The organism is Prevotella sp. P5-50, assembly GCF_002251295.1.
Classification (GTDB): domain Bacteria; phylum Bacteroidota; class Bacteroidia; order Bacteroidales; family Bacteroidaceae; genus Prevotella.
In genome coordinates this window covers 169,777-193,111 of sequence record NZ_NPJA01000013.1, presented here as the reverse complement: position 1 = coordinate 193,111, position 23,335 = coordinate 169,777, and the positions used below count along the sequence as shown (strand labels likewise).

General features: G+C 46.5%; 16 protein-coding genes, 1 tRNA gene and 3 pseudogenes. 9 read left to right on the top strand and 11 right to left on the bottom strand.

What is annotated here, in order from left to right:
• From CIK88_RS02520 to CIK88_RS02500, 5 genes and pseudogenes are all read left to right on the top strand, one after another.
• A pseudogene (locus CIK88_RS02520) lies at positions 1-203 on the top strand (IS1380 family transposase); the annotation flags it as partial.
• Between the two features lie 374 nt (positions 204-577).
• Positions 578-658: transfer RNA gene (locus CIK88_RS02515), tRNA-Leu, on the top strand.
• Positions 659-1,112: 454 nt separating this feature from the next.
• Positions 1,113-1,802: pseudogene (rhuM, locus tag CIK88_RS02510) on the top strand (RhuM family protein); the annotation flags it as partial.
• Positions 1,799-2,143: pseudogene (locus tag CIK88_RS02505) on the top strand (tyrosine-type recombinase/integrase); the annotation flags it as partial. The pseudogenes rhuM and CIK88_RS02505, both read left to right, overlap by 4 nt.
• Positions 2,144-3,921: 1,778 nt before the next feature.
• On the top strand, positions 3,922-4,515 hold the full coding sequence (locus CIK88_RS02500) for a uracil-DNA glycosylase family protein (RefSeq protein ID WP_094391416.1): 594 nt from the start codon (positions 3,922-3,924) through the stop codon (positions 4,513-4,515).
• A 14-nt stretch (positions 4,516-4,529) separates the two neighbouring features.
• On the opposite strand, the gene CIK88_RS02495 is transcribed toward CIK88_RS02500, so the two are convergent.
• The 3 genes from CIK88_RS02495 to CIK88_RS02485 all read right to left on the bottom strand — a co-directional run bounded on the left by CIK88_RS02495 (position 4,530) and on the right by CIK88_RS02485 (position 8,389).
• Positions 4,530-5,996 (bottom strand): PD40 domain-containing protein, encoded by a 1,467-nt coding sequence (locus CIK88_RS02495; RefSeq protein WP_094434308.1) that lies wholly within the window; start codon positions 5,994-5,996, stop codon positions 4,530-4,532.
• An 18-nt stretch (positions 5,997-6,014) separates the two neighbouring features.
• Positions 6,015-7,238 carry a DUF6057 family protein gene (locus tag CIK88_RS02490; protein WP_094440252.1) on the bottom strand — a complete coding sequence of 408 codons (1,224 nt, stop codon included), beginning with the start codon at positions 7,236-7,238 and terminating at the stop codon, positions 6,015-6,017.
• Positions 7,239-7,375: 137 nt separating this feature from the next.
• A complete protein-coding gene (locus CIK88_RS02485; RefSeq protein ID WP_094391397.1) occupies positions 7,376-8,389 on the bottom strand; it encodes an aspartate-semialdehyde dehydrogenase in 1,014 nt (337 codons plus the stop codon).
• A 377-nt stretch (positions 8,390-8,766) separates the two neighbouring features.
• Between CIK88_RS02485 and CIK88_RS02480 the strand changes: the two genes are divergently transcribed.
• The 3 genes from CIK88_RS02480 to CIK88_RS02470 are packed head-to-tail and all read left to right on the top strand — an operon-like array spanning position 8,767 to position 12,525.
• Complete coding sequence (locus tag CIK88_RS02480) at positions 8,767-10,911, top strand: cation:proton antiporter (protein ID WP_094434304.1); 2,145 nt, start codon at positions 8,767-8,769, stop codon at positions 10,909-10,911.
• Positions 10,908-11,678 carry an ABC transporter ATP-binding protein gene (locus CIK88_RS02475; RefSeq protein WP_094391395.1) on the top strand — a complete coding sequence of 257 codons (771 nt, stop codon included), beginning with the start codon at positions 10,908-10,910 and terminating at the stop codon, positions 11,676-11,678. Before CIK88_RS02480 ends, CIK88_RS02475 begins: the two co-directional genes overlap by 4 nt.
• Entirely contained in the window at positions 11,668-12,525 is an 858-nt protein-coding gene (locus CIK88_RS02470) for a S1 RNA-binding domain-containing protein (protein ID WP_094434302.1), read from the top strand. The genes CIK88_RS02475 and CIK88_RS02470 overlap by 11 nt, the downstream gene beginning before the upstream one ends.
• Before the next feature lie 102 nt (positions 12,526-12,627).
• Here CIK88_RS02470 and CIK88_RS02465 read toward each other — a convergent pair whose 3' ends face one another.
• On the bottom strand, positions 12,628-13,449 hold the full coding sequence (locus CIK88_RS02465) for a hypothetical protein (protein WP_094391393.1): 822 nt from the start codon (positions 13,447-13,449) through the stop codon (positions 12,628-12,630).
• A 113-nt stretch (positions 13,450-13,562) separates the two neighbouring features.
• Here CIK88_RS02465 and CIK88_RS02460 point away from each other — a divergent pair, with 113 nt between their 5' ends.
• Positions 13,563-14,528, top strand: a complete 966-nt coding sequence (locus CIK88_RS02460; RefSeq protein WP_094434337.1) for an aldo/keto reductase — start codon at positions 13,563-13,565, stop codon at positions 14,526-14,528.
• 739 nt (positions 14,529-15,267) lie between these two features.
• Here the strand turns inward: CIK88_RS02460 and asnS are convergent.
• The 7 genes from asnS to CIK88_RS02425 all read right to left on the bottom strand — a co-directional run bounded on the left by asnS (position 15,268) and on the right by CIK88_RS02425 (position 23,194).
• The gene (asnS, locus tag CIK88_RS02455) at positions 15,268-16,671 is read right to left on the bottom strand and encodes an asparagine--tRNA ligase (protein WP_094391392.1); all 1,404 of its coding nucleotides are present in this window, start codon (positions 16,669-16,671) and stop codon (positions 15,268-15,270) included.
• A 33-nt stretch (positions 16,672-16,704) separates the two neighbouring features.
• Positions 16,705-18,189, bottom strand: coding sequence for a pseudouridine synthase (locus tag CIK88_RS02450; protein ID WP_094391391.1), 1,485 nt, complete (start codon positions 18,187-18,189; stop codon positions 16,705-16,707).
• 58 nt (positions 18,190-18,247) lie between these two features.
• Complete coding sequence (gene purB / locus CIK88_RS02445; protein WP_094391390.1) at positions 18,248-19,594, bottom strand: adenylosuccinate lyase; 1,347 nt, start codon at positions 19,592-19,594, stop codon at positions 18,248-18,250.
• 271 nt (positions 19,595-19,865) lie between these two features.
• Positions 19,866-21,290, bottom strand: a complete 1,425-nt coding sequence (locus CIK88_RS02440) for a glycoside hydrolase family 28 protein (protein WP_094434300.1) — start codon at positions 21,288-21,290, stop codon at positions 19,866-19,868.
• Positions 21,291-21,317: 27 nt separating this feature from the next.
• Positions 21,318-21,644, bottom strand: a complete 327-nt coding sequence (locus tag CIK88_RS02435; protein ID WP_256387687.1) for an ATP-binding protein — start codon at positions 21,642-21,644, stop codon at positions 21,318-21,320.
• A gap of 133 nt (positions 21,645-21,777) precedes the next feature.
• On the bottom strand, positions 21,778-22,209 hold the full coding sequence (locus CIK88_RS02430; protein ID WP_094391387.1) for a Fur family transcriptional regulator: 432 nt from the start codon (positions 22,207-22,209) through the stop codon (positions 21,778-21,780).
• 85 nt (positions 22,210-22,294) lie between these two features.
• Entirely contained in the window at positions 22,295-23,194 is a 900-nt protein-coding gene (locus CIK88_RS02425) for a diaminopimelate dehydrogenase (RefSeq protein ID WP_094391386.1), read from the bottom strand.
• Between the last annotated feature and the right edge of the window lie 141 nt (positions 23,195-23,335).

Genomic DNA, 23,335 nt, shown 5'->3' with positions numbered 1-23,335 from the left:
TGATACACAATTTCTACAAGACCATCATGAGCAGGCTTGACACCAAGGCTTTTGGGCTCAAGAAAACGAGTCGCATAAAGGCTTTTGTCTTCAGATTCATCTCCGTACCTGCCAAGTGGATCATGACAGCAAGGCAATACGTGCTGAATATCTATACTGAAAACCGGGCTTATGCAAGACCTTTCAAAACTGGATTCGGATAAAGTCCGTTCCTTATGGTTTTAATCTGCGTATTGCCTCAAGTCGCATTGTGGGGTAAGGGGAAGGTATGCACAAATCGGACAAAATTCACGCTCATACTATCATGATGCATAGTGTTCAAGCTCTTTACTGCAATTGAGATTGCCATTGAGATTGCTTGCGGATTTTAGGATGAATTAAACCCAAGTTGGTCAACATGCCGATTTGGGCTTGATTCATTCCTCTGTTTTTGGTATAATGTGTATTCCCTTTGCGTGTCATGCGTTTCCCTTTCCTGTATAAAGTGTATTCCATACCAATATCATGCACAAATGAAAAGAAAAACGGATATTCCTTTTGCAGTTCGCGTCTTTTTTACTAATTTTGCAGCCGAAATGCGCCTGTGGCGGAATTGGTAGACGCGCTAGACTTAGGATCTAGTGTTTCCGACGTGCAGGTTCGAGTCCTGTCAGGCGCACAGAATCAATCCCAATTGCTTATTCCAAGCGATTGGGATTTTTGCTTCTTGGTTTTAGAAATTGCCGAGTTATTGCTGAGTTTTCTGGGCTCCCCCTGGTTTATCGGGTGAGCCACAACCACTGTATTCGCAGATGAAATCAATCATCGACGAATAATCAGGAATGCTCCCCAGCACATTGACGCTAGAATCATATTTTGTTGCCATCGCTTATATTTCCTTTTTCAATATTTATATTTGGGTGTAAAGGTAATGAAAATATTCCATGTAGGCAAATTTATTACCCTTAATTCCGCAACACTATTGTAAATTAAACCTTTTAAGTACCTGAACAACAAAAAGTTCTTAGCCTAGCTAAGCGGCAAATCCGGTTACTTGCTTTGGCAAGCGGCAGAGCCGATTTCTTGGACAAGCCAAGTGGATCAGGACAACAAGGCGGTATGTGCTGAATATCCAAAATGTCATAAATAAGGCAATTGCCGTAGCCAATCAAAAAGGAATGAAGATTGATGACCATTTCAACCAAACGGTTGATATGGTCAAGCTCGGTAGTGGTGCATATAGAAAGGTGAACATATTCCGTTTGTCTCGTATGGCGTGCATGATTATAGCTGAAAATGCAGACGGAAAGAAACCTTTAGTGCAACAAGCAAGAGAATATTTTTCGCAGTCCGTTTCTACCACAGAACTTATCCAAAACTCACTGGAATCCAACATATTGCTGTATAAAACAGCACAAGGTGAAACCCGCATTGAAGTGATATTCAACAACGAGACATTTTGGATGTCGCAAAAACGCATGGCAGATTTGTTTGGCGTAGACCGAGCAACGATTGCTTATCACCTTTCTCAAATTTATGAAAGTGGAGAACTTACAAAAGAGGCAACTTGTAGAAAAATTCAACAAGTTCAACTTGAGGGTGAGCGTGATGTTGAACGTACTCCTTTGTTCTACAACCTTGATGCCATTATTGCCGTAGGTTACCGTGTGAACAGCTATCAAGCAACTCAATTTCGTATATGGGCTACATCGGTATTGAAGGAGTTTATCATCAAAGGGTATGTACTTGATGATGAGCGTTTGAAACAAGGCAAGCATTTTGGCAAGGATTATTTTGATGACTTGTTAGAACTTAGAGTGAGATACCGATGAACAAGGAACTGCTGGCGATGGTGAAGCCTCTGAAAAAGGTGGTAAATACAGACTTCTATGTGCTGACCAATGAAGAAAACCCCACAGAGCCACGCACCTACCGCAACTACTACCATCGGTTGATGGCGCATCTTGACATTCCTCGACTAAAGTATCACGGACTGCGCCACAGCTTTGCAACACGCTGCATTGAAAGCAACTGCGACTACAAGACCGTAAGCGTACTGCTTGGTCATGCCAACATTACAACAACCCTCAACCTCTATGTTCACCCGAACATGGAGCAGAAGAAAAAGTGCATCACCAAGATGTTCAAGTCTTTGGGAAAATAAGACATTATACCTATAGGGGCAAGAGGGTATGTAATAAACACACACTCTCTTGCATCATTTTTATATACTATGGATTTTTCTTGTGCAGTTTAATACTTCCGTTGAATCCCAAGCCAAAGACAGTACATACCCTATGCAAGATGAATGGAATATCAGCGATGCTATGTAGCAGCGCCCTGAATCCTTTGATTTTAGAGTTCAGAGATTCTGCAGTAGCATTGGTAGATCTGTTCAAGAAATAGTTCAAGACATATTCTTGTTAAGTCATAATTATGGGAATACTCAGTCGTTTTAAGTCGTTTTTAGTCATTCTTGTAGTCGTTTGAAAAATTTTAAAATGACATATAAGCATACTTGTTTGGTGTGGAGAGTGATATGAAGATGTCTTTGTGAGAATGAAAAGACTGAGGAATAGAGGAAAAAAATATACGTTTCGCCTAATGGTTGGTTAGGGTGGAAGGGGAAGAGGATTGCATAGATGATACGTTTTTCAGGCTGAAACTTGATAGCACACCATGTCAGGAGGATAGGTCATGGACATCTATTGAAAAAACAGGTAATATTGCTCTCTATTGTAGAGAACGTCAATCGCTGGGAGAGATAACGTCAATCGCTGGGAGAGATAACGTCAATCGCTGGGAGAGATAACGCCAATCGCTGGGAGAGATAACGCCAATCGCTGGTCGCGATAACGCCATGCGCTAAAAATACAGCATTTAGGACCAATTTCACATCTCCTGTTGTGATCAAACCGGTTACTCGGATTTTTTATGATCCACGGAATATCCGACACCTTGATAAACTGTTGTTTCTCATCTAAAAGGTGTGGTTTTTGATGGAATTTTGCCTCTATAATTAAAAAAAAACCTAAATTATTAGTTAAATAAAATTAAAATCCAGACTAAAGGGTTGACAACGGGGGGTATGATATTGTATCTTTGCACGCGAACCCAAGGTTGATTTCCAAAACAAGGATGAGGCCTTTGCAATAAACCACAAGTCTTATCAATTAAAAATTCCCAATTATGTTTACAAATGCAACTCTAAACACCTCAAACTGGTTACAACAGAAGGACCATGGTTCTTCGATTTACACCCGACCAGTTCTCGATAGTTTTTCGTTCGGTTCTCGTTGGGTTCTCGTTAGGTCCTCGTTCGTCTCTCGTTCGTCTCTCGTTGCTTATTCGTTAGTCTATCGAAGACCGAACGAGGACCGAACGAGGATCAGACGAATTTCGAACGAGAGAAGAACGAGAGAAGGACGAAAGAAGATCGAGAAAATGACGAGAAACTTTCGAAGGCGCAACGAGAAACTGTCAAACCTGATGGGGGAATGGCAGCCTTCTGTTTTCGTTAAGCCAAATGAGCAGGATTGAACTTTCCGAACGTGGTGGAAAGTCAACGTAGTTCGCCTCGGTTGAGTTGTGCCTCAAGGAGAACGCTAAGTGGTTAGTCTGTGATTCTCTCAAGCTGCACGGTGAAATGGCGCATCAGAGGTGCTTCCCATGTAATACGCACACCGTGGGTAATCTGCTGGCGGCGGTCATACACATTCTTCAGAGCTGCTGCCCTGCCTTGATGGGTGGGGATTACATACTCAAAACCAGTAAGTTTAACAAGTGACTATTACTTAACTTGTTCAAGATAGACCACAACTTGGAAATAAAAGGAAAACTCGGTTTCCTTTTGTATTTCGCTCGGTTTGTACTACCTTTGCATAAAAATAAAGACGAATGGCAAAGGAAGACTCTTGGCTTGATAGCGCACATCTGGCGCGGATGGATAGTACGGATGACAATGTGGAGTGGCATCCGTTGAAACCTTTTCTGCCGAAACGGGGAGAAATATTATTCTTGGGCAGCTTTCCTCCCCAACGTAAAAGGTGGTGTATGGACTTCTATTATCCCAACTTCATCAACGACCATTGGCGCATAGAGGGGGAGGTGTTCTATGGTGACAAACAGCATTTTGTGGATCAAAAGCGCAAGACATTCCGATTGGATGATATTGTCAGCCATTGCGAGAAGTATGGCATCGGTTTCTTTGATACCGCAACAGCCGTGAGACGGTTGAAGGATAATGCCAGCGATAAGTATCTTGAAGTGGTGGAGCAGACTGACGTTGCGGCACTTGTGGCACAGATGCCGATGCTGAAAGCTATTGTGGTGACGGGCGAGAAAGCTGCTGAGACCATATGCCAGCGTATGGGTATAGCCCATGTGCCGAAGGTCAATAGCCATATCATGCTCCCTCTGCAGGTGGAACTATATAGGCTGCCATCTTCTTCGCGTGCCTATCCTTTGGCTTTTGAGAAGAAGGCAGCAGCCTATAAAATGATGTTTCAACGCTATCTGTCGAAGCCTCTGCTATAATACGATGTGGTAATCTACTGATTGATTTGTGTTGAAATCCGGTGTTCACTCTCGATATCGTGTTGTAGCTTGAAAGCATCGGAATCTACAGGACGGAGGGTGAAATCGGGCGTGTTATAGGAATAAAGCAACAGTCGATAATATTCTTTTGGATGACGTTGGGGAAGCATGAAAGGTTTGGTGGCTCTTCCTTGGCGGTCGATGGAGGATAGGTAGATACGCGTATAGAGTCCGTCGTCGCGCCGTGAGGTGAAGAGAAACCATTTGCTGTTCTTTGTCCAGGCATGAAGACTCTCGGTGCGCTTGCTGTTAGCAGCTGTGAGCGGATAGGTCTGCATAGTCTTCAGGTTAAGTATCCAGAGGTCGCTTTCGGGATGCCATACGGAGAAGTAGCCATAGTCAATCTGAGTATATAGGAGATAGCGGCCGTCATAGGAAGGACGAGGCCATGTGACACTTTTGCCCATTGTCCTAGCGTTGATGAGTGTATCTACTTGCGTTCCGAAACGTCCCGACATACTGTCGAAAGCCACGCGACAGAGGCTGTAACGTTCTTTATTGTAGTCGGCAGGATAGTTTTGTCGACGCGCTGTGATAAAATATAACCATTTGCCATCAGGAGAAAACACAGGCGTGTTCTCTGCCCATTCCTTTCTCATTAGCAGTGTGTCGCGAAGGATAGAATGTCTCTGAGTGTCATAGACAAAGATGTCCGATTCGGAATCATAGACCTCGATGCGCTTGCTTTTAGCTGCAGCATGAAACATCTGTAAGGTCTTGTTGGTGGAGAAGGCACAGAAACGCCCTTTCGGATGCCAATAGGGATAGACCATCGAACCACCCAACAGTTCGTTTTTTGCCTTCAAAAGTTCAATCTTCCCATTTCTCCTAATGACTGTAGCTCCATGTTCTCCACGTACATGAAAGACATATTGGTCTGGATTGGTTTGGTTGGGTGTATGACAGTTGACGCATTGGTTGGGAATGGCTGTGTTGACGATAAGAGGCGTCTCTTCAAAATTGGAAAGGTCCCGCTGGTAGATTCCCATCTTGCTGTACATGGCATAGCTAGGTGGGATGAGGCGGTAGGTTAGTCCCCATTCATCGAGTGGCTGGTTGCTGACGTGGATACGGAAATCACGATAACGGGTCCACCTACCGTCACGTTCGGCACATACTTCCACGTAGAGGTCTGCACCCTTATTCTGTGTGAGCAACTGATGCCATTCTTTGATGTTGAAGTCGGCATCCTTGCCATTGGCATGCAGTTTTCCACCATGGGCACCTCTTACCACTACGTCAACTGTGGTTACCTGCGGATCGGCTATGGCAAAGTTGAGGGGAGCGATACCGACAGGGATGGTGACGTCAATATAGTCGGGATAGATCTTAGGCAGACGATTGCTCTCCTGCACATCGTGAGGTGTGGAGGAGCACGCTAAGACGAGCAATAGGAAGGCTGATAGAAGATATTTGTTCATTTGCGGTATGCTTGGAAGTTAGAAAAATGCATCTGGAGTGGCATTATAGACCAGTTGCAGTTCATGATAGAACACATGATTCCGGATGCGTTGTGGATGTTCCACCAGACGGCGCATCTTATTTGCCCAGGAACGATACATGAGTGTATGTTCAAGTATAGTGATGTATTTTAGCGCCACTTCATATTGCCCAGTAATCAGGTTAGTCTCTACCAGTCGATACAGTGAACGGGCACTCTTGTTGCAGTTGGGAATGCCCTCCATGGCTTCAAAGGCATTGCGTTGTGACATGGTGATGAATCCCACACGAAGATATACCTCGCTAATCATTTGCATGGCCGGGATGGAGTTCTGGGATCGGAAAGAGGGAGCAAGGCCCTGAAGAAGTTCTTGCCGTTCAATCATCCCTTCATGATAAAGGGCATATTTCGCCACAGCCAGAATGGCAGGATTGTCGGATGGGTGGGTATTATAGCGGTTGGCTATCGTTGCCCAGCGGTGACGTCTGGACAGCATGTCGTAAATCATTTCCTCCTCATCGCCCATCAACTCAGGAGCCCAATGGTAGTCGATGCCTTGGACGAGCATGCGGAGCGGATAAGCCACGACGCGACTGCTCGCCACTACGGAACCTGCCAACAACAGCAAAGTGCCAAGCACTACCGTAACGATGTGAAATCGCTGTGCTCTATGCAGGAAGCGTAGATGGTAGAGAGGTAATAGAACGATGGCTGGTCCTAACAGCCAGTAGCCCGCAGGGACGAGGACAATAGTCAGCCACATACTACTGCGAGGGTTGTCGGGTAGTATTGCCATTAGGGTTATGGTCAGCAACAATGCTACGGGAACTGTCATCGGTATGGTGGGCACCGTAGTAATATACCACAAGACAAGCGGAGGCAGGAGCGTAAGCCAAGACCAGCGTACTTTGTCGGTTATAACCGAACTCAGAAGACGGGCAGAAATGATCTTGGTCATGACAGCCATCAAGGCGTAGCAACCAGCGCCGATGGCAGGATTGAGAAACAACTGCACGATGCACTCACCAAGATACTGTGCAAATCCACCCGGCACGGCAAGGCGTTCGCTCAGATAGTCTTCTGTCCAAAGAAAAAGCTGCATGCTTTCGCGGAAAAATAAGAGATGAGGAGCTATCCACATCCAATAACAGAACACTGCCACTGCCAATAAAGCATTCTGCAGAGTTGGAAGAAGTTGCAAGTGCTTTTCTTTTATGTGCATCTTCGTTCTTTATTTAGCGTATAATCGATACGAGATGAAAATCTATAAAATGACCCGCCATCAATGAAAAACCGACCACAATGTCACATCATTATTGAGTGACGGAGTGGTCGGGATGGTTTCGGGATGCCTTCGGGTTATTTTACGTTGCCCACCTTGATAAGGTATTCGGCAATCTGTACTGCATTGAGGGCGGCACCTTTGCGAATCTGGTCGCCGGTGAGCCACAAGGTGTTGCCATTATCGTCGGCAAGATCCTTGCGGATGCGTCCTACATAGATATCGTCTTTGCCTGCACTCTCCAAAGGCATGGGATATACGTAGTTTTGGGCATCGTCCTTAACGGTTACGCCGGGAGCTGCTTCAAGTGCTGTGCGAATCTGTTCGACGGTAAGCGGACTCTCGGTTTCAAACCATACGCTCTCTGAGTGAGAACGAAGAGATGATACACGTACACAGGTGGCACTTGTGCGTACATCCGAGTGCATGATTTTACGAGTTTCGTTGAACATCTTCATTTCCTCCTTGGTATAGTCGTTGGGTGTCATCTTGTCAATCTGTGGAATGACGTTGTATGCCAACTGGTGGGGGAACTTACTGATGTGATCGGTCTTTCCTGTCTCGATGAGGTCTTTGTACTGCTGTTGCAGTTCTGCCATAGCAGCAGCTCCAGCACCAGATGCACTCTGGTAGGAAGCGATGTGAATCTTCTTGATATGGCTCAGATCGTCGATGGGCTTGAGCACAACAACCATCATGATAGTGGTGCAGTTGGGGTTGGCAATAATGCCACGTGGACGGTTGAGGGCATCCTCGGCATTCACTTCGGGAACTACCAAGGGTACATCGTCGCACATACGGAATGCACTCGAGTTGTCGATCATCACGGCACCATACTTGGTGATGGTTTCGGCAAACTCCTCAGAGGTGCCGCCGCCTGCCGATGTAAAGGCGATGTCGATGTCTTTGAAATCGTCGTTATGCTGAAGCAATTTGACGGTCAGTTCTTTTCCACGAAATGTGTAAGTGGTACCTGCACTGCGCTTTGAGCCGAACAACACCAACTCGTCCATAGGGAAGTTGCGCTGGTCGAGTATTCGAAGAAATTCCTGTCCTACGGCGCCACTGGCGCCAACGATTGCTACTTTCATAATTTATCTTTTTCTTTGGTTATGTTGAATATCCGGGTGCAAAGGTACGATTATGTGAGCAGAATGCAAAGAAAAAGTGTTTTTTTCTTTTGTTTTTGTTGGTTAAAATCCTGTTTGTGGTTACATTCTTGTACTTTTTGTCATGTAAAAGCTTGAATCTATTTGAATTGGAAACGGTTTTTCGCTCGCTTATTCGTACCTTTAATCTTTCAGATTTTAGGTACTCCCGCTCGGAAAAGCTCAAATATATTTGGTTTTTCGCTCGCTTATTCGTACCTTTAATCCTATGGATTTTAGGTACTCTCGCTCGGAAAAGCTCAAATATATTTGGTTTTTCGCTCGCTTATTCGTACCTTTGAACCCTTGTAAAGACAAATATGCAGATGCTGTTATCATATTTCCCCATTACTGATCCCACGCTGATATTCTGCGTGGTGCTGCTCATCATTCTGTTTGCCCCTATCATTATGAGCAAACTGCGCATTCCACACATCATCGGTATGGTGTTGGCGGGAATGATTGTGGGTAAATACGGATTCAATATCCTACAACGCGACGATTCGTTTGAACTGTTTGGCAAGGTAGGATTGCTCTATATTATGTTTCTCGCAGGCCTTGAGATGGACATGGAGAGTGTGAAACGCAATAGCAACCGATTCTTGATATTCGGACTGCTGACCTGTTTCGTCCCTCTATCACTTACGTGGATTATGGCAGAGCATATTTTAGGGTACTCCTCGCAAGCCTCTTTCCTGCTGGGATGTATCATGGCATCGAACACACTAATAGCCTATCCTATAATCGGACGCTACGGACTGCAACGTGAGTCGAGTGTCATGCTGTCTGTCGGTTCGTCGATGATCTCACTCTTTCTGGCACTCCTTATGTTGGCAGCCTTGGCAGCTTCCTATGGAGAAGATGTGGGGGTAGGGTTCTGGCTGTTGTTTCTTACTAAGTTTGTGTGCTATTGTGGTGTCAGCGTATGGCTTATTCCAAAACTGACCCGCTTCTTCCTGCGTCGCTATAGTGATGCCGTCATGCAGTTCATCTTTGTATTGGCTATATTGTTTCTAAGTGCTGCGGCTTCAGAAGCCGTAGGAGTGGAAGGTATTGTTGGCGCATTTTTCTCAGGACTGATACTTAACCGATATATTCCCCACGTATCGCCTCTGATGAACCGCATAGAGTTTATCGGTAATGCATTGTTTATTCCCTATTTCCTGATTGGAGTGGGTATGCTTATCGATGTGAGCAGTCTGTTTGAAGGATCACACATGCTGTTTATCGTGACGATGATAGCATTCTTCGGAACCTTCGGTAAGGCAGTGGCAGCCTATCTGTCGAGTCTGCTGTTCCGCTTGCCACAGGTTGCAGGCCGTATGATGTTTGGTCTGACCAGCGCCCATGCGGCTGGTGCCATCGCCATGGTATTGGTTGGCATGCGTTTGGAGATAAGTCCTGGTGTGTATTTGGTCAACAACGAGATACTCAACGGCGTAGTTATCATGATACTCGTCACTTGTCTGATCAGTACGATGACCACCGAACAGGCAGCCCGACAAATCGTGTTGTGCGATAAGTCACATCTGCCTGTGACCAATCAGCAGCGCGATGATGAGCGCATCTTCCTTTGTGTGAAGTATCCAGAGATTGCACCGCAACTTCTCGAACTTGCGGTGATGATGCGCAACCAGAAGTTGAATCGTGAATTGGTGGCGCTCAATGTAGTGTATGATGACCAAAAAGCAGCCATCAATAGGGAACACGGATTGCAATTGTTAGAAAAACTGGAACAACGTGCCAGCGGTTATGATGTGAAGATGCAGACCCAAGTGCGCCTTGCCACCAATATTGCCAATGGCATCAAGCATGCCTTCCGTGAGTTTGCAGCCTCAGAAATTATCATGGGTATGCACGTTCATACCGATAACAATCCCAAATTCTGGGGCGATTTCATACAGAGCTTGTATAATGGACTGAGCCGGCAGATTGTGCTCACACGATTCATAGAACCCCTCAATACGCTGCGTCGCATAGAAGTGGTCGTCCCGTCGCGAGCAGAATTTGAACCCGGATTCCATCGCTGGCTCGAACGCTTGTGCCGAATGGCAGGAAATCTTGATTGCCGTATAGAATTTCATGGACGTCAAGAGTCGTTGGCACTCATCAGAGAATACATCACCAACTGGCATCCCAGTGTGCGCAGCGAATATACCTACATGGCACATTGGAACGAACTGCCCCGATTGGCAGAGACCATACGCAACGACCACATGTTTGTAGTGGTTACTGCCCGTAAAGGAACTATCTCTTATAAATCTGCACTTGAACGCCTGCCCAATGAGCTTATGCAACATTTTTCGGGCAAGAATCTAATGATAATCTTCCCCGATCAGTATGGTGACATCAAGGAGGAGAATATGACCTTTACTGAGGCCCAGCACCATGAGGAAAGCAGTATCTATGACGCTATCCTGCGCTGGATCAACAAACAACGAACAAAGAAATTTCTGAAGAAATGATAGCTATCAACAACATCACCAAGAGTTTTGGCAAACTGCAAGTGCTCAAAGGCATAGACCTCACCATAGGAAAAGGTGAGGTGGTCAGTATTGTAGGACCAAGCGGAGCCGGCAAGACAACCTTGTTGCAGATTATAGGAACGCTCGACCGGCCCAATACTGGTTCGGTACATATAGACGGAATCGACGTGACGAGTTTGTCTAACAAAAAACTGGCAGACTTCCGCAACCGTCATATCGGTTTCGTGTTTCAGTTTCATCAACTGTTGCCCGAATTTACAGCGCTGGAAAATATCATGATACCAGCCTATATCGCAGGCACATCAAGTAGCGAAGCCAAACAGCGAGCTTCTGAACTTCTACAGTTTATGGGACTGGCAGACAGAGCCAACCACAAACCTAACGAACTAAGTGGCGGCGAGAAACAACGTGTGGCGGTGGCACGTGCATTGATCAACAATCCTACGGTCATACTGGCAGATGAACCCAGTGGATCGCTCGATTCGAAAAACAAGGCAGAACTGCATCAGCTGTTTTTCGATTTGCGCGACAAGTACGGACAGACCTTTGTCATTGTTACCCACGACGAACAACTTGCCACGCTTACCGACCGTACCATACATCTGCGTGACGGAGAGTTGGAACAGCCCGAAACTGTTGAACCGTCGGAGCAACCAGTGGAAGGTGAAGACGCTGTAGCAGATCAACACAGCGCGGCAGAACAAACAATAGAGCAACCACAAAACGAAGAAATAAATGAAGATTAAACTCGGTGACTATAATACGCTGACGATTGTCAAGACCGTAGATTTCGGCCTGTATCTTGATGGAGGTGATGAAGGTGAGATACTTCTCCCTGCACGCTATGTGCCTAAAGATGCCAAGATAGGAGACCAACTCGAAGTGTTTATCTATCTCGATCAGGACGAACGCCCAGTAGCTACAACCCAAAAACCGATAGCCAAGGTAGGCGATTTCGCATGGCTTGAAGTGGCATGGGTCAACGAATATGGTGCTTTCCTCAACTGGGGATTGATGAAAGATTTGTTTTGCCCATTCCGCGAGCAGAAGATGCGCATGCAGAAAGGACAATATTATCTGGTCTATATCACCATCGATGAAGAGAGCTACCGACTGATGGCTACAGCCAAGGTTGACAAGTATCTTTTCCCGACCAATGATGAAATCAAACAGACTCCCTATCATGTCTATAAACATGGTGACGAGGTGGAAGTGCTGGTGTGGCAAAAGACAGATCTTGGTTTCAAGGTCATTGTAGATAACAAGTATCAGGGTCTTATCTACGAGGGACAGATTTTCCAATCCCTTCATTCGGGCGATCGCCTCAAAGCGTATATCGACCATGTGCGCCAAGACAATAAGATTGATCTGACGTTGCAACCTACTGGACGACGCCAGACCGAAGAGTTCTCCGACGTGCTTCTCCATTATCTACAGGAGAATGGCGGACATTGTGATTTGGGCGATAAGAGTCCTTCGGAACTCATCCAAGACCGATTCAAAGTGAGCAAGAAGGTGTATAAGAAAGCCATCGGCGACTTGTATCGCCGCCGGCTGATTACTATTGCCGATGATGGTATCACGCTGGTTTGACGTCATCACACATATCCAACGGCAATAACGCAACATCATCAATAGAAACAAAGGTAGGCAGCACCCATGTGCTGCCTACACCTTATTAATAGATATGCCTCATTAGAGAATGCGACCTACGAAGCGGACGTTGAGCGAAGGATAAACAGAAATCTTACTGATAACCTTCAATACCTCGCCAGCATCGCTATTGGTTGTGGTCTTCTCCAGTTTATTGTCGCGCAGATAAACTTCAGGTGTGCCCCAGAACTGTACACCAAGGTCGAAATTGCAAGTGAAGCGATGCTTCATCGGTACGGGACGTCCAAAGCCTAAACCCACATAGGGGCGAAACTTGCTCACCTTCAGCGTGGCATCTACATTACCATTCTGATCGGGAGTCAGGAAGAAATCGCCCAAATCCAAACCAATCATGTTTTCGTGGGTATTGGGGTTTGCTATTCCCTCGTTGATCAATATCTGGTTGGCCTGATTGATGACTTTCAGCGCACCATCTTCTTTGTTGTAGAGGCTGACAACCTTGTCTTTACCGAAATAAGCACCGGCAGTCAAGTGGAAACTGCTCTGTTTGAAGGGGAAGAAATCAAACAGGACGTGGGCATTGCCACCTATCATGTCGGTCTTGCCCTCTACCTTCACATCTTTAGGGATAGTAAAGCCGCTGATATAATGTTCGTACTGCTGATCTACATTTACATCAATATCCAAATCGGTCTTCACCTTAATGTTAGGGAAGATATCAACACCAGCGCGTACGGCTACATAGGGGGTGACGGGCGCAGCAAGGTCGATAGTGATACCGGTGGTACCCACTCCCGCACCAATGCTAAGGTGGTTGAAAATTCCAAGATCATCGACATCCTGTGCCGAAACATGGGTAAGGCCCAACAGAGCCATGGCAACTAATAGAAGAGTCTTTTTCATTTTTTATAGGTTAATAATGTCTTTACTTTGCAAAAATAGTAAAAAAGTTTGTGATATACAACATATCTTCGGAAAATATGTGTAACTTTATCGACACAAATACATCAAACATTATGGAACTGAAAGAAATCTATACGGCAGACAATAGCCGTTACGCCGATGCAGAGGCACTCTATCAGCGCTGTGGACGCAGTGGAGTGATGCTTCCAAAAGTCAGTTTAGGATTCTGGCATAATTTCGGAGGCAATGACTCTTATGAGCGCAGTCGTGCCATCACTCACTACGCTTTCGACCATGGTATCACCCATTTCGATCTTGCCAACAACTATGGACCGCCATACGGTTCGGCAGAAGAAACTATGGGCAGACTCATGGACGATGACTTCAAGCGCTACCGCGATGAACTGTTCATATCGACCAAAGCTGGTTACGATATGTGGCCTGGACCTTATGGAGAGTGGGGCTCGCGTAAGTATCTTATGGCGAGTATCGACCAGAGCCTCAAGCGCATGCACATAGACTATGTCGATTTGTTTTATAGCCATCGCTTCGATCCCAACACCCCGATAGAGGAAACACTACAAGCCATGGTGGATATTGTGCGCCAAGGCAAAGCACTCTATTTGGGTATCAGCCGTTGGCCACTGGATGCATTGAAGAAAGCGGTGGACTATCTGAAAGCACACGACACACCATTGTTGATATTCCAAGACAAACTCAACATGTTGGACCGCACACCGCAGGAGAATGGCACGCTCGACTATTGTGCAGCAGAGGGTATCGGTTTCATATCGTTCTCACCGTTGGCGCAAGGATTGCTTACCGACCGTTATCTCAACGGAGTGCCTGCCGATAGTCGCATGGCTCAAGAGCGTTTCTTGAAACATTCGGCATTAACGCCCGAACTCCTGGCACAGTTGCAACAACTCAATCAAGAGGCTGCTGATCGTGGAGAAACATTGGCAGAAATGGCATTGGCATGGATTCTCCAACAGCATGGCGTGACAAGTGTATTGGTTGGTGCAAGTAGTGTTAAGCAGTTGGCTACCAATATGAAATGTGTGCATGCAGCAGGTTGATCCTCCTATTACAGGTTACCTGCAAACTGTGACAATATTGCACAGCATGACTGTGCACACCTAAATTTTAGTTTTCAGAAAATTTCGACCACTCGACCACCACTATAGTGTAAGGTGTTATTACACAATACTTTAAGCGGTGGTCGATTGCCTTCGTTTCGACCACCACTCGACCACCGACCAACGTTTTTACTATCGACAACCCAAACTACCAAGTGTGAGTCAGCGAATACATTAGGAAACGTTGTATAGCGATGTTGTGTAATATTGTATAAGAGTGCATAATAGATCAAAGTATTATCCAACGTTTGATAAAGGTATTATCCAACGTTTGATAAAGGTATTATCCAACGTTTGATAAAAGTATTATCCAACGTTTGATAAAGGTGTTATCCAACGTTTGATAAAAGTGTTATCCAACGTTTGATAAAAGTGTTTTCAACGTTTGATAAAGGTGTTTTCAACGTTTGATAAAGGTGTTTTCAACGTTTGATAAAGGTGTTGCCACTGTTTGAAAACTATCCTGTCATCATCGAACATCCACGTAAGTCGATGTCCTATAGGATATTATGCAAGCTGGGTGTTTGATGTTAACAAAATCATAACGTCGCGTGTGCGTGCGCGTACGTACATTATATATATGGTGCATTCGATAGCATCGAAACATTCTTCTTTTGTCTATCAACGAAAAAGACGGCAACCCGTGAAGGGTGCCGTCTTTCATCTTGCTATGTGTGATTTAGAAATCAGCTGTCTTTGGAGTACGTGGGAAAGGAATCACGTCGCGGATATTCTGCATGCCGGTGACAAACAGGATGAGGCGCTCGAAACCGAGACCGAAACCGCCGTGAGGACAACTGCCATAGCGACGGGTGTCGAGATACCACCACATATCCTTCATAGGAATCTGGCGACGCTCGATTTCAGCCATCAGTTTGTCGTAACTCTCCTCACGAACAGAACCACCGATGATTTCGCCAATCTGTGGGAACAGCACATCGGTGCCTTGAACGGTACGGCGTTCTTCGCTGTCGTTGTTCTGCTTCATATAGAAAGCCTTGATGTCGCGTGGGTAGTCGGTCATGATGACTGGCTTCTTGAAGTGTTCTTCCACAAGGAAACGCTCATGCTCGGAAGCGAGGTCCATACCCCATGATACGGGGAATTCAAACTTCTTACCGTTCTTCACAGCCTCTTCCAGAATCTCAATACCCTTGGTGTAGGGCAGACGCACGAAGCTATCTTTCAATACGCCCTCCAAGCGCTCAATCAGCGTCTTGTCGATCATCTTGTTGAGGAAAGCAAGGTCATCCTTACAGTTTTCCAAAGCCCAACGCACGCAATACTTGATGAAGTCTTCCTCAAGGTCCATCAGATCGTTGAGGTCGATGAAGGCGACTTCTGGCTCAATCATCCAAAACTCAGCCAAGTGGCGTGGAGTATTGGAATTCTCAGCACGGAAGGTTGGACCGAAAGTATAGATGGCACCCAGTGCGGTGGCACCGAGCTCACCCTCCAACTGTCCGCTGACGGTCAGTGAAGTCTGCTTGCCAAAGAAGTCATCGTCATAGATGATGCTACCGTTCTCGTCCTTTTTCAGGTCGTAGAGATTCTTGGTGGTCACCTGGAACATCTGTCCGGCACCTTCGCAGTCGCTGGCAGTAATCAGTGGTGTGTGGAAATAGAAGAAGCCATGCTCATGGAAGTATTGGTGGATGGCAATAGCCATGTTGTGGCGTATGCGCATCACAGCACCGAAAGTATTGGTACGCAGACGGAGGTGTGCATTCTTGCGCATCACCTCAAACGACTGGCCTTTCTTCTGCATGGGATAAGTGTTATCGCAGAGACCATAGATTTCCAAGGTCTTGGCCTGAATTTCACTGCTCTGACCAGCACCCAGACTCTCTACCAAAATACCAGTGGCACAGATACATGCACCAGTGGTAATCTGCTTGAGCATTTCTTCATCAAACTGTGAAGGGTTAACAACGATTTGTACGTTGTTGATGGTGCTTCCGTCGTTGAGGGCAATGAAGTCAACGGCCTTCGAACTACGGTGGGTACGTACCCATCCCTTTACACAAACATCTTTTCCAAAGTCTGTACTCTTCAGTACATCTACTATCTTAGTTCTTTTCATCACTTGTTATATTTTCAGTGAGTCGTTGTTGGTTTATTCGTAAGCACCCATGCGCAGACGATCTACCTCTTCCTCTGTCAGGTAGCGCCAGTCGCCACGACGCAGGTTCTTCTTGGTAAGTCCGGCAAACTGTACACGGTCGAGCTTGGTTACTTTATAGCCGAGGCTCTCGAAGATACGGCGTACAATGCGGTTTTTACCAGAGTGGATCTCGATGCCCACCTGCTTCTTGTCAACAGGGTCTGCATACTGGATGTCGTCGGCTTTGATGTCACCGTCGTCGAGGGTGATACCTTCGGCAATCTGCTGCATATCATGGGCAGTCACGTTCTTATCGAGATAAACGTGATAAATCTTTTTCTTGAGGAACTTAGGATGGGTCAGTTTCGATGCCAAGTCACCATCGTTGGTGAGCAGAAGCACACCGGTGGTGTTGCGGTCGAGACGACCTACAGGATAGATGCGCTCAGGACAAGCATCCTTGACGAGATCCATCACAATCTTACGCTGTTGAGGATCGTCGCTGGTGGTCACGTAGTCTTTGGGCTTGTTGAGCAGCACATAGACTTTCTTCTCTGGAGTGACAGGAGTGTCGTGGAACTTCACTTCGTCGGTGCGCAATACCTTGGTGCCCAATTCGGTTACCACTTCTCCGTTGACGGTCACTACACCTGCCTGGATGAAATCATCAGCTTCACGACGGCTGCAAACACCGGCGTTGGCAAGGAATTTGTTCAAACGGATGGGCTCGTTGGGATCGTAGTTCTCCTCTTTATATTCTATACGCTTCTTGAAGCTGTACTTTGCATTGGGATCATAGTCTGCAGTGCGCTGACGATTATATCCGCGGTTGTTGTTATATCCGCCACGCTGCTGGTAACCACCCTGCTGCTGGTATCCGCCGCGGTTGTTGTAACCGCCACGCTGCTGATATCCACCCTGCTGCTGGTATCCACCGCGGTTGTTGTAACCGCCGCGCTGTTGGTAACCGCCGCGCTGCTGATATCCGCCTTGCTGCTGATAACCTCCCTGCTGGAAGTCGCCTTGCTGGCGTGATTGGTAGCCGCCCTGTTCTCCGTCCTGCTGATTGTTGTTGTATCCGCGATTATATCCACGGTTGTTGTTGTAACCGCCGCGCTGCTGATATCCGCCACGCTGCTGGTAACCACCGCGGTTGTTGTTATATCCTCCACGCTGCTGGTATCCACCTTGCTGACGTGGCTGGTATCCGCCCTGTTCACCATCCTGCTGATTGTTGTAGCGGGGACGATAGGAACGCTGGGCGTTATTGTTCTGAAGTCCGGCACCGAATCCTTCTGGACGGAAACCGCCTTCATCATCGTTCTGACTGCGGTTGTAGCCGCCCTGGTTATAGGTGCGTGTCTGTTGATGAATACGGGGACGTGGTGAACGCCCCTGTCGATAAGTGTTCTGTTGGTTGGAGTAACCCTCTCGGTTGCTGGCGCCCTGCTGGTTTGCAGATTGTTCTTCTGTCTTCTTCTCGTTTTCGAAATCCATAATTGTTGTTTCCTTTCTTTTTCGGGAACCTCACGGTTCCTCTTTGGGGGTTAATACTTTAAATGCCTGTATAATTCATTGGTGTAATAGCCATAAGTTCCTCTTTTACCTCATCGCTGACATCCAGACCTGCAATGAATTCGTGAATCAGTTCTGGGGTCATCTTCTGGTTAGTACGAGTCAATGCCTTCAGAGCCTCGTAGGGGTGGGGGTATGCTTCGCGGCGCAGGATAGTTTGGATGGCTTCTGCTACCACAGCCCATGTGTTGTCGAGGTCTGCCTCTATCTTCTCTTCGTTGAGAATGAGTTTGCGTAAGCCTTTCAGTGTGCTTTGTATGGCAATGACAGCATGTCCCATAGGCACGCCGACGTTGCGCAATACAGTAGAGTCGGTCAGGTCGCGCTGCAGGCGGCTGACGGGCAACTTCTGGGCTAAGAATTGCAGAATGGCATTGGCAATGCCGAGGTTGCCTTCTGAATTTTCATAGTCGATGGGGTTCACTTTATGAGGCATAGCGCTCGAACCAACCTCTCCAGCCTTGATCTTTTGCTTGAAGTATTCCATAGAGATATACATCCAGAAGTCGCGATCGAGATCGATGATGATGGTGTTGATGCGGCGCATGGCATCAAAGATAGCGCCCATCCAGTCGTAGTTAGAAATCTGAGTGGTCCACTGTTCACGCTCTAATCCGAGTTTCTCAGCCACAAACTTGTTACCGAATTCGCGCCAGTCGTATTGTGGGTAAGCCACATGGTGGGCGTTGTAATTACCGGTTGCACCACCGAATTTGGCGGTAATGGGAGTGTCTTTCAATCCACGCAACTGTTCTTCAAGGCGATAGACATATACCATAACCTCTTTACCCAAACGTGTGGGAGAAGCGGGCTGTCCGTGTGTCTTGGCGAGCATAGGAACGTTTTTCCATTGTTCGGCATAGTCGTTGAGCTGTTCGATGAGCTCTTCTACCATAGGATAATACACCTGTTCGAGTGCTTCCTTGATAGAGAGGGGAACGCTGGTGTTGTTGATGTCCTGTGAAGTCAGTCCGAAATGGATAAACTCCTTGTACTTGTCGAAATTGCCAATCTTGTCGAGCTCTTCCTTGATGAAATACTCCACAGCTTTCACGTCGTGGTTGGTTGTCTTCTCGATTTCCTTTACGCGTCCGGCATTCTCTTCTGAGAAATTGCGGTAGATGTTGCGGAGTGTTTCGAATAGGTTATGGTCAAAATCCTCCAATTGTGGCAAGGGTAGCTCGCAGAGTGTGATGAAATATTCAATCTCTACGCGCACTCTGTATTTGATGAGTGCATACTCTGAGAAAAATCCTGCCAACTGTTCTGTTTTGTTTCTGTAACGTCCGTCAATAGGCGAGATGGCGGTCAATGTGTCTAATTTCATTAGTGTGTTACGCTTAGTTGTTTATATAGCTATATTACAATTACAATTACAATATATTGTCTCTATTAGGCTGCAAAGTTACGAAAAAATGTGCTAACTGATGCATGGCAACGAATGATATTTGCGGTCTGTGGCTGGTTTTTGTGATATTTTAGCAATTTTGAATGAAATAATAATGGGCAGAACTGAATTTCTGCCCATTATCCTTTGGTTTTGTATGATAACTGATAGGTTTTTTATCTACTATCAATCATTGGAGTTTTATGCCATGTTATTGTTTCTTATCGCTAAGCAGACGCACATTGGTCAGTTTTACGGATGCACTGGATGTGTCAATGTCTTCTCCCTTTTTGCTATAGACGAAGGTGGAGTTGCTGATATTGATATCGCGTACGCATTGCATGCCTTCTATACCATGGGCTTTGATGGCTGTCTCTGCACCACGGCAGATGATATTGTCGATATGGATATCTTGGAAATGGGGCACAAATTGTGCTTCATCACCCTTTGGAGCCAATGCTTTGGCATCGGATGCTCCTGCTGGCCGATTGACATAGTCGCACTGGAAAACAACGGCTTCGTCTTTGATGTCTGTCATGACGATATTGCTGATGTAGAGTTGGCTGGTCTCACCGCCACGGCCTACACCGCTCTTGAAACGCAAACCGGTATCTGTTCCGGCAAAACGGCAGTTGCGTGCCACTACACGACGCACACCGGCTGCTGTCTCACTACCCAGTACAAAGGCTCCATGTGCGTGATATACTGTGTTGTTCTCTACCAGAATGTCTTCACATCCTGATACAGCAGAAGCTTTGGGACGTCCGCTCTTCAGGCAGATACCGTCGTCGCCCACATTGACTGTGGAATTGACAACCAGCACACGTTGACAGTCGGAGAGATCGATGCCGTCGCCATTCTGTGCATTCCAAGGGCAACGCACGGTGATGCCGTCGATGATGATGTCTGAAGAATAGCATGGATGTACGTGGAATCTGGGCGAGTTTTGGAAGGTAACGCCTTGGAACAAAACTCTTTTGCATTTTTCAAATCTCACAAGGTCGTTGCGCATCTGCTCCTGTGCTACGGGCGATTTGGCAATGTCAGGATAGCTGTTGCGCATCTGCCAAGGATACCAGAGTGTGCCATCTTTCATCTCCTGTCCGCCCATACTCTTAAACTGGCTCCATTCTGTATCGCTTACTTTTGATCGCTTTACGGGACGCCATTGGGCACCGTTGCCGTCAATGATACCTTCTCCGGTAATGGCAATGTCAGTACGTTTCTCGGCACGGATGCATGGATATACTCTCCGGGCTTTGGTATCTGCATCGCGATAGATGCTTTTGTCAGGTGAGAAATAGATGATGGCATTCTTTTCCAAATGCAGATCGATGTGGTCTTTCAGTTCGATAGGACCAGTCAGCCAAACGCCTGTTGGTACTATGAGGTGTCCACCGCCTTGTTGTGCCAACTTGTCGATGGCATCCTGGATGGCTTTGGTGCAGAGGGTAACACCGTCGCCTATTCCGCCTGCCTCTGTCAGCGTGATGCTTCGGCTGGGGATGTTGACCTGTTGTGGTTGGGTTAACGTGACTGGAGTCTGGTTGTAATACTTCTGATAGTCTTGCGCTGACAATAGTGCTGGCATGCAGAGTGCCAACAAAGTCAGCATAGATGTGATAGTTTTTTTCATACTTTTTTTATTTGTTTATAGTAGTGTTTATTTTCTTATTGTTGTTCTTCTAACGTTGTAGCTGTTTGTGATTGATCCGCCCAGTTTGGTAGCAATGGTAAGGCAGATGTATAGTCCCAATCCGGCACCTTGTTTGTTAGAATCGAGTTTGACGAATCTTTCAAACAACTTCTTATGATGTTTAGGTGCAATACCACATCCTGTATCGGTGACGCAGAAAGCGATACTGTCTGTTCCTTGGTCATTTTTTATCTTGCGACAATCCAAAAGGAGACTTCCCTTCGTGGTATTCTTAATAGTGTTGGCAAGCATTTCATTGATGGCCTGTAAAGTGCGGTGACGGTCAGTCTCTATAGTGTCGGTGTCCTGCTATTGCCTTTTCGCATAGTTCGTTTACGTTGGTCTCTTCTATCTTCAAATACAGAATAGGTGTGTGGTATGTCGGCTCCTAATTGGTGAATGGCAGATCACCGCATAGTAAAAAATGTTATTTCCCCGCTTTAGCACATTCGGCACAGATGCCTTTTACGATATATTCCGCCTCTTCCATTACAAAGCCATCGGGTAGTGGAACATGGGGTATGCGTATGCTTGTCAGACAATAGGTGCGGTTGCATTTGCGACAAGTCAGATGAACATGGCCGTCACACTGTCGGGTATCGTCAAAATGGCAGACGCAATATTTCTGCATGCCCGTTCCATCGTCAATATCATGGAGCAGATGCACACTGGCAAAGAGGGTGAGTGTGCGAAACAGGGTGGAGCGATCAACTGTAGGCAGGGCCTTTTCAACATCTGCCAGACTAAAAGCATCACTGAAACCATGGCGTATGGTGCGCCATACCATCAAGCGTACGGCTGTGACACGGATGCCGGCATTGTCGAGTGACTGTTCGTCGGAGATTTCAAGGTGGTGCATACAGTTGTGATGAATAAAGAATAACGGAAGCCTAAGCTGTCAGCTGCAATGAAAATAGCTGTGACTCAGGCTTCCGTTTATAGAGTTATACTAAATGTTCGATAAGGTCTGCGCGTTCACCGGGCAGCATGTCAATGACCGGCAGTTCAACCATGGTGTAGCAACCGGGTTGCTGACGCATGGAGGCACGAGCCACATTGACCAATACCTGAGCAGTGAGCGCAGGGTTGTTGATGCTCATGTCGAATTCAAAACGCTGGTTCTGAGTCTTTCCACTTACACCTTTGCGCACAAGATGTACGCCATGACCCATATCGCGAACAGCATCCACTGATTCAACGGCAAAGACGTGTGTCTCATCGTTGGCAAAGTATGGATCGGCTTTGATGGCAGCTGTCACCTCATCAAGCTTGGCACCGTCTTCCAATTCTACATATACCATGCGGCGATGTATGCCCTCGCCCAAAGGAATAGTCATAGAGAGTGCATTCTTTACACCCGCTTTCGAACGAACGCATACAGAGTGTCCCATAGACATTCCTGGTCCGAAATTGGTATAGGTCAGACCTTTTGGTGCGAGGCTCTGCATGAGCGTACGTACGATAGAGTCAGATCCTGGATCCCATCCCGCAGCAATCACACTGACGGTACCGGTTTTCTTGTTAACCTCCATCAGTCTTTCGCGATAACCACGGATATTGGTATGTATATCAAACGAATCGACGGTGTTGATGCCCAGAGGCAGAATCTGCATGGCATGTTCTTCACATGATCGAGTAGGAGTGGCAAGAATGGCTACATCTACATCTTTCAGTTCCTTGATATCCTTGACCACAGGGTATGCAGCCAGTTCTGCGGGTTTGTTGTCTGCTCCGTTTCTGCGGACGATTCCTGCAATCTCGAAGTCTTCAGCGGCTTCAAGAGCTTCTACGGCGTATTTGCCGATGTTGCCGTAACCAACTACGGCAGCGCGAATTTTCTTCATGTTTGTATCTTGTTTTGAGTTGTCTTATTGTCTGTCTGTGTGCAAAATTACACTTTTTGCATGAGAATCGTTACAGTTTGGTGGAATATTTTTCTTCTCTGACCTTCAATTCTGACAATTTGAAGATTTGTGGGCGTCTCA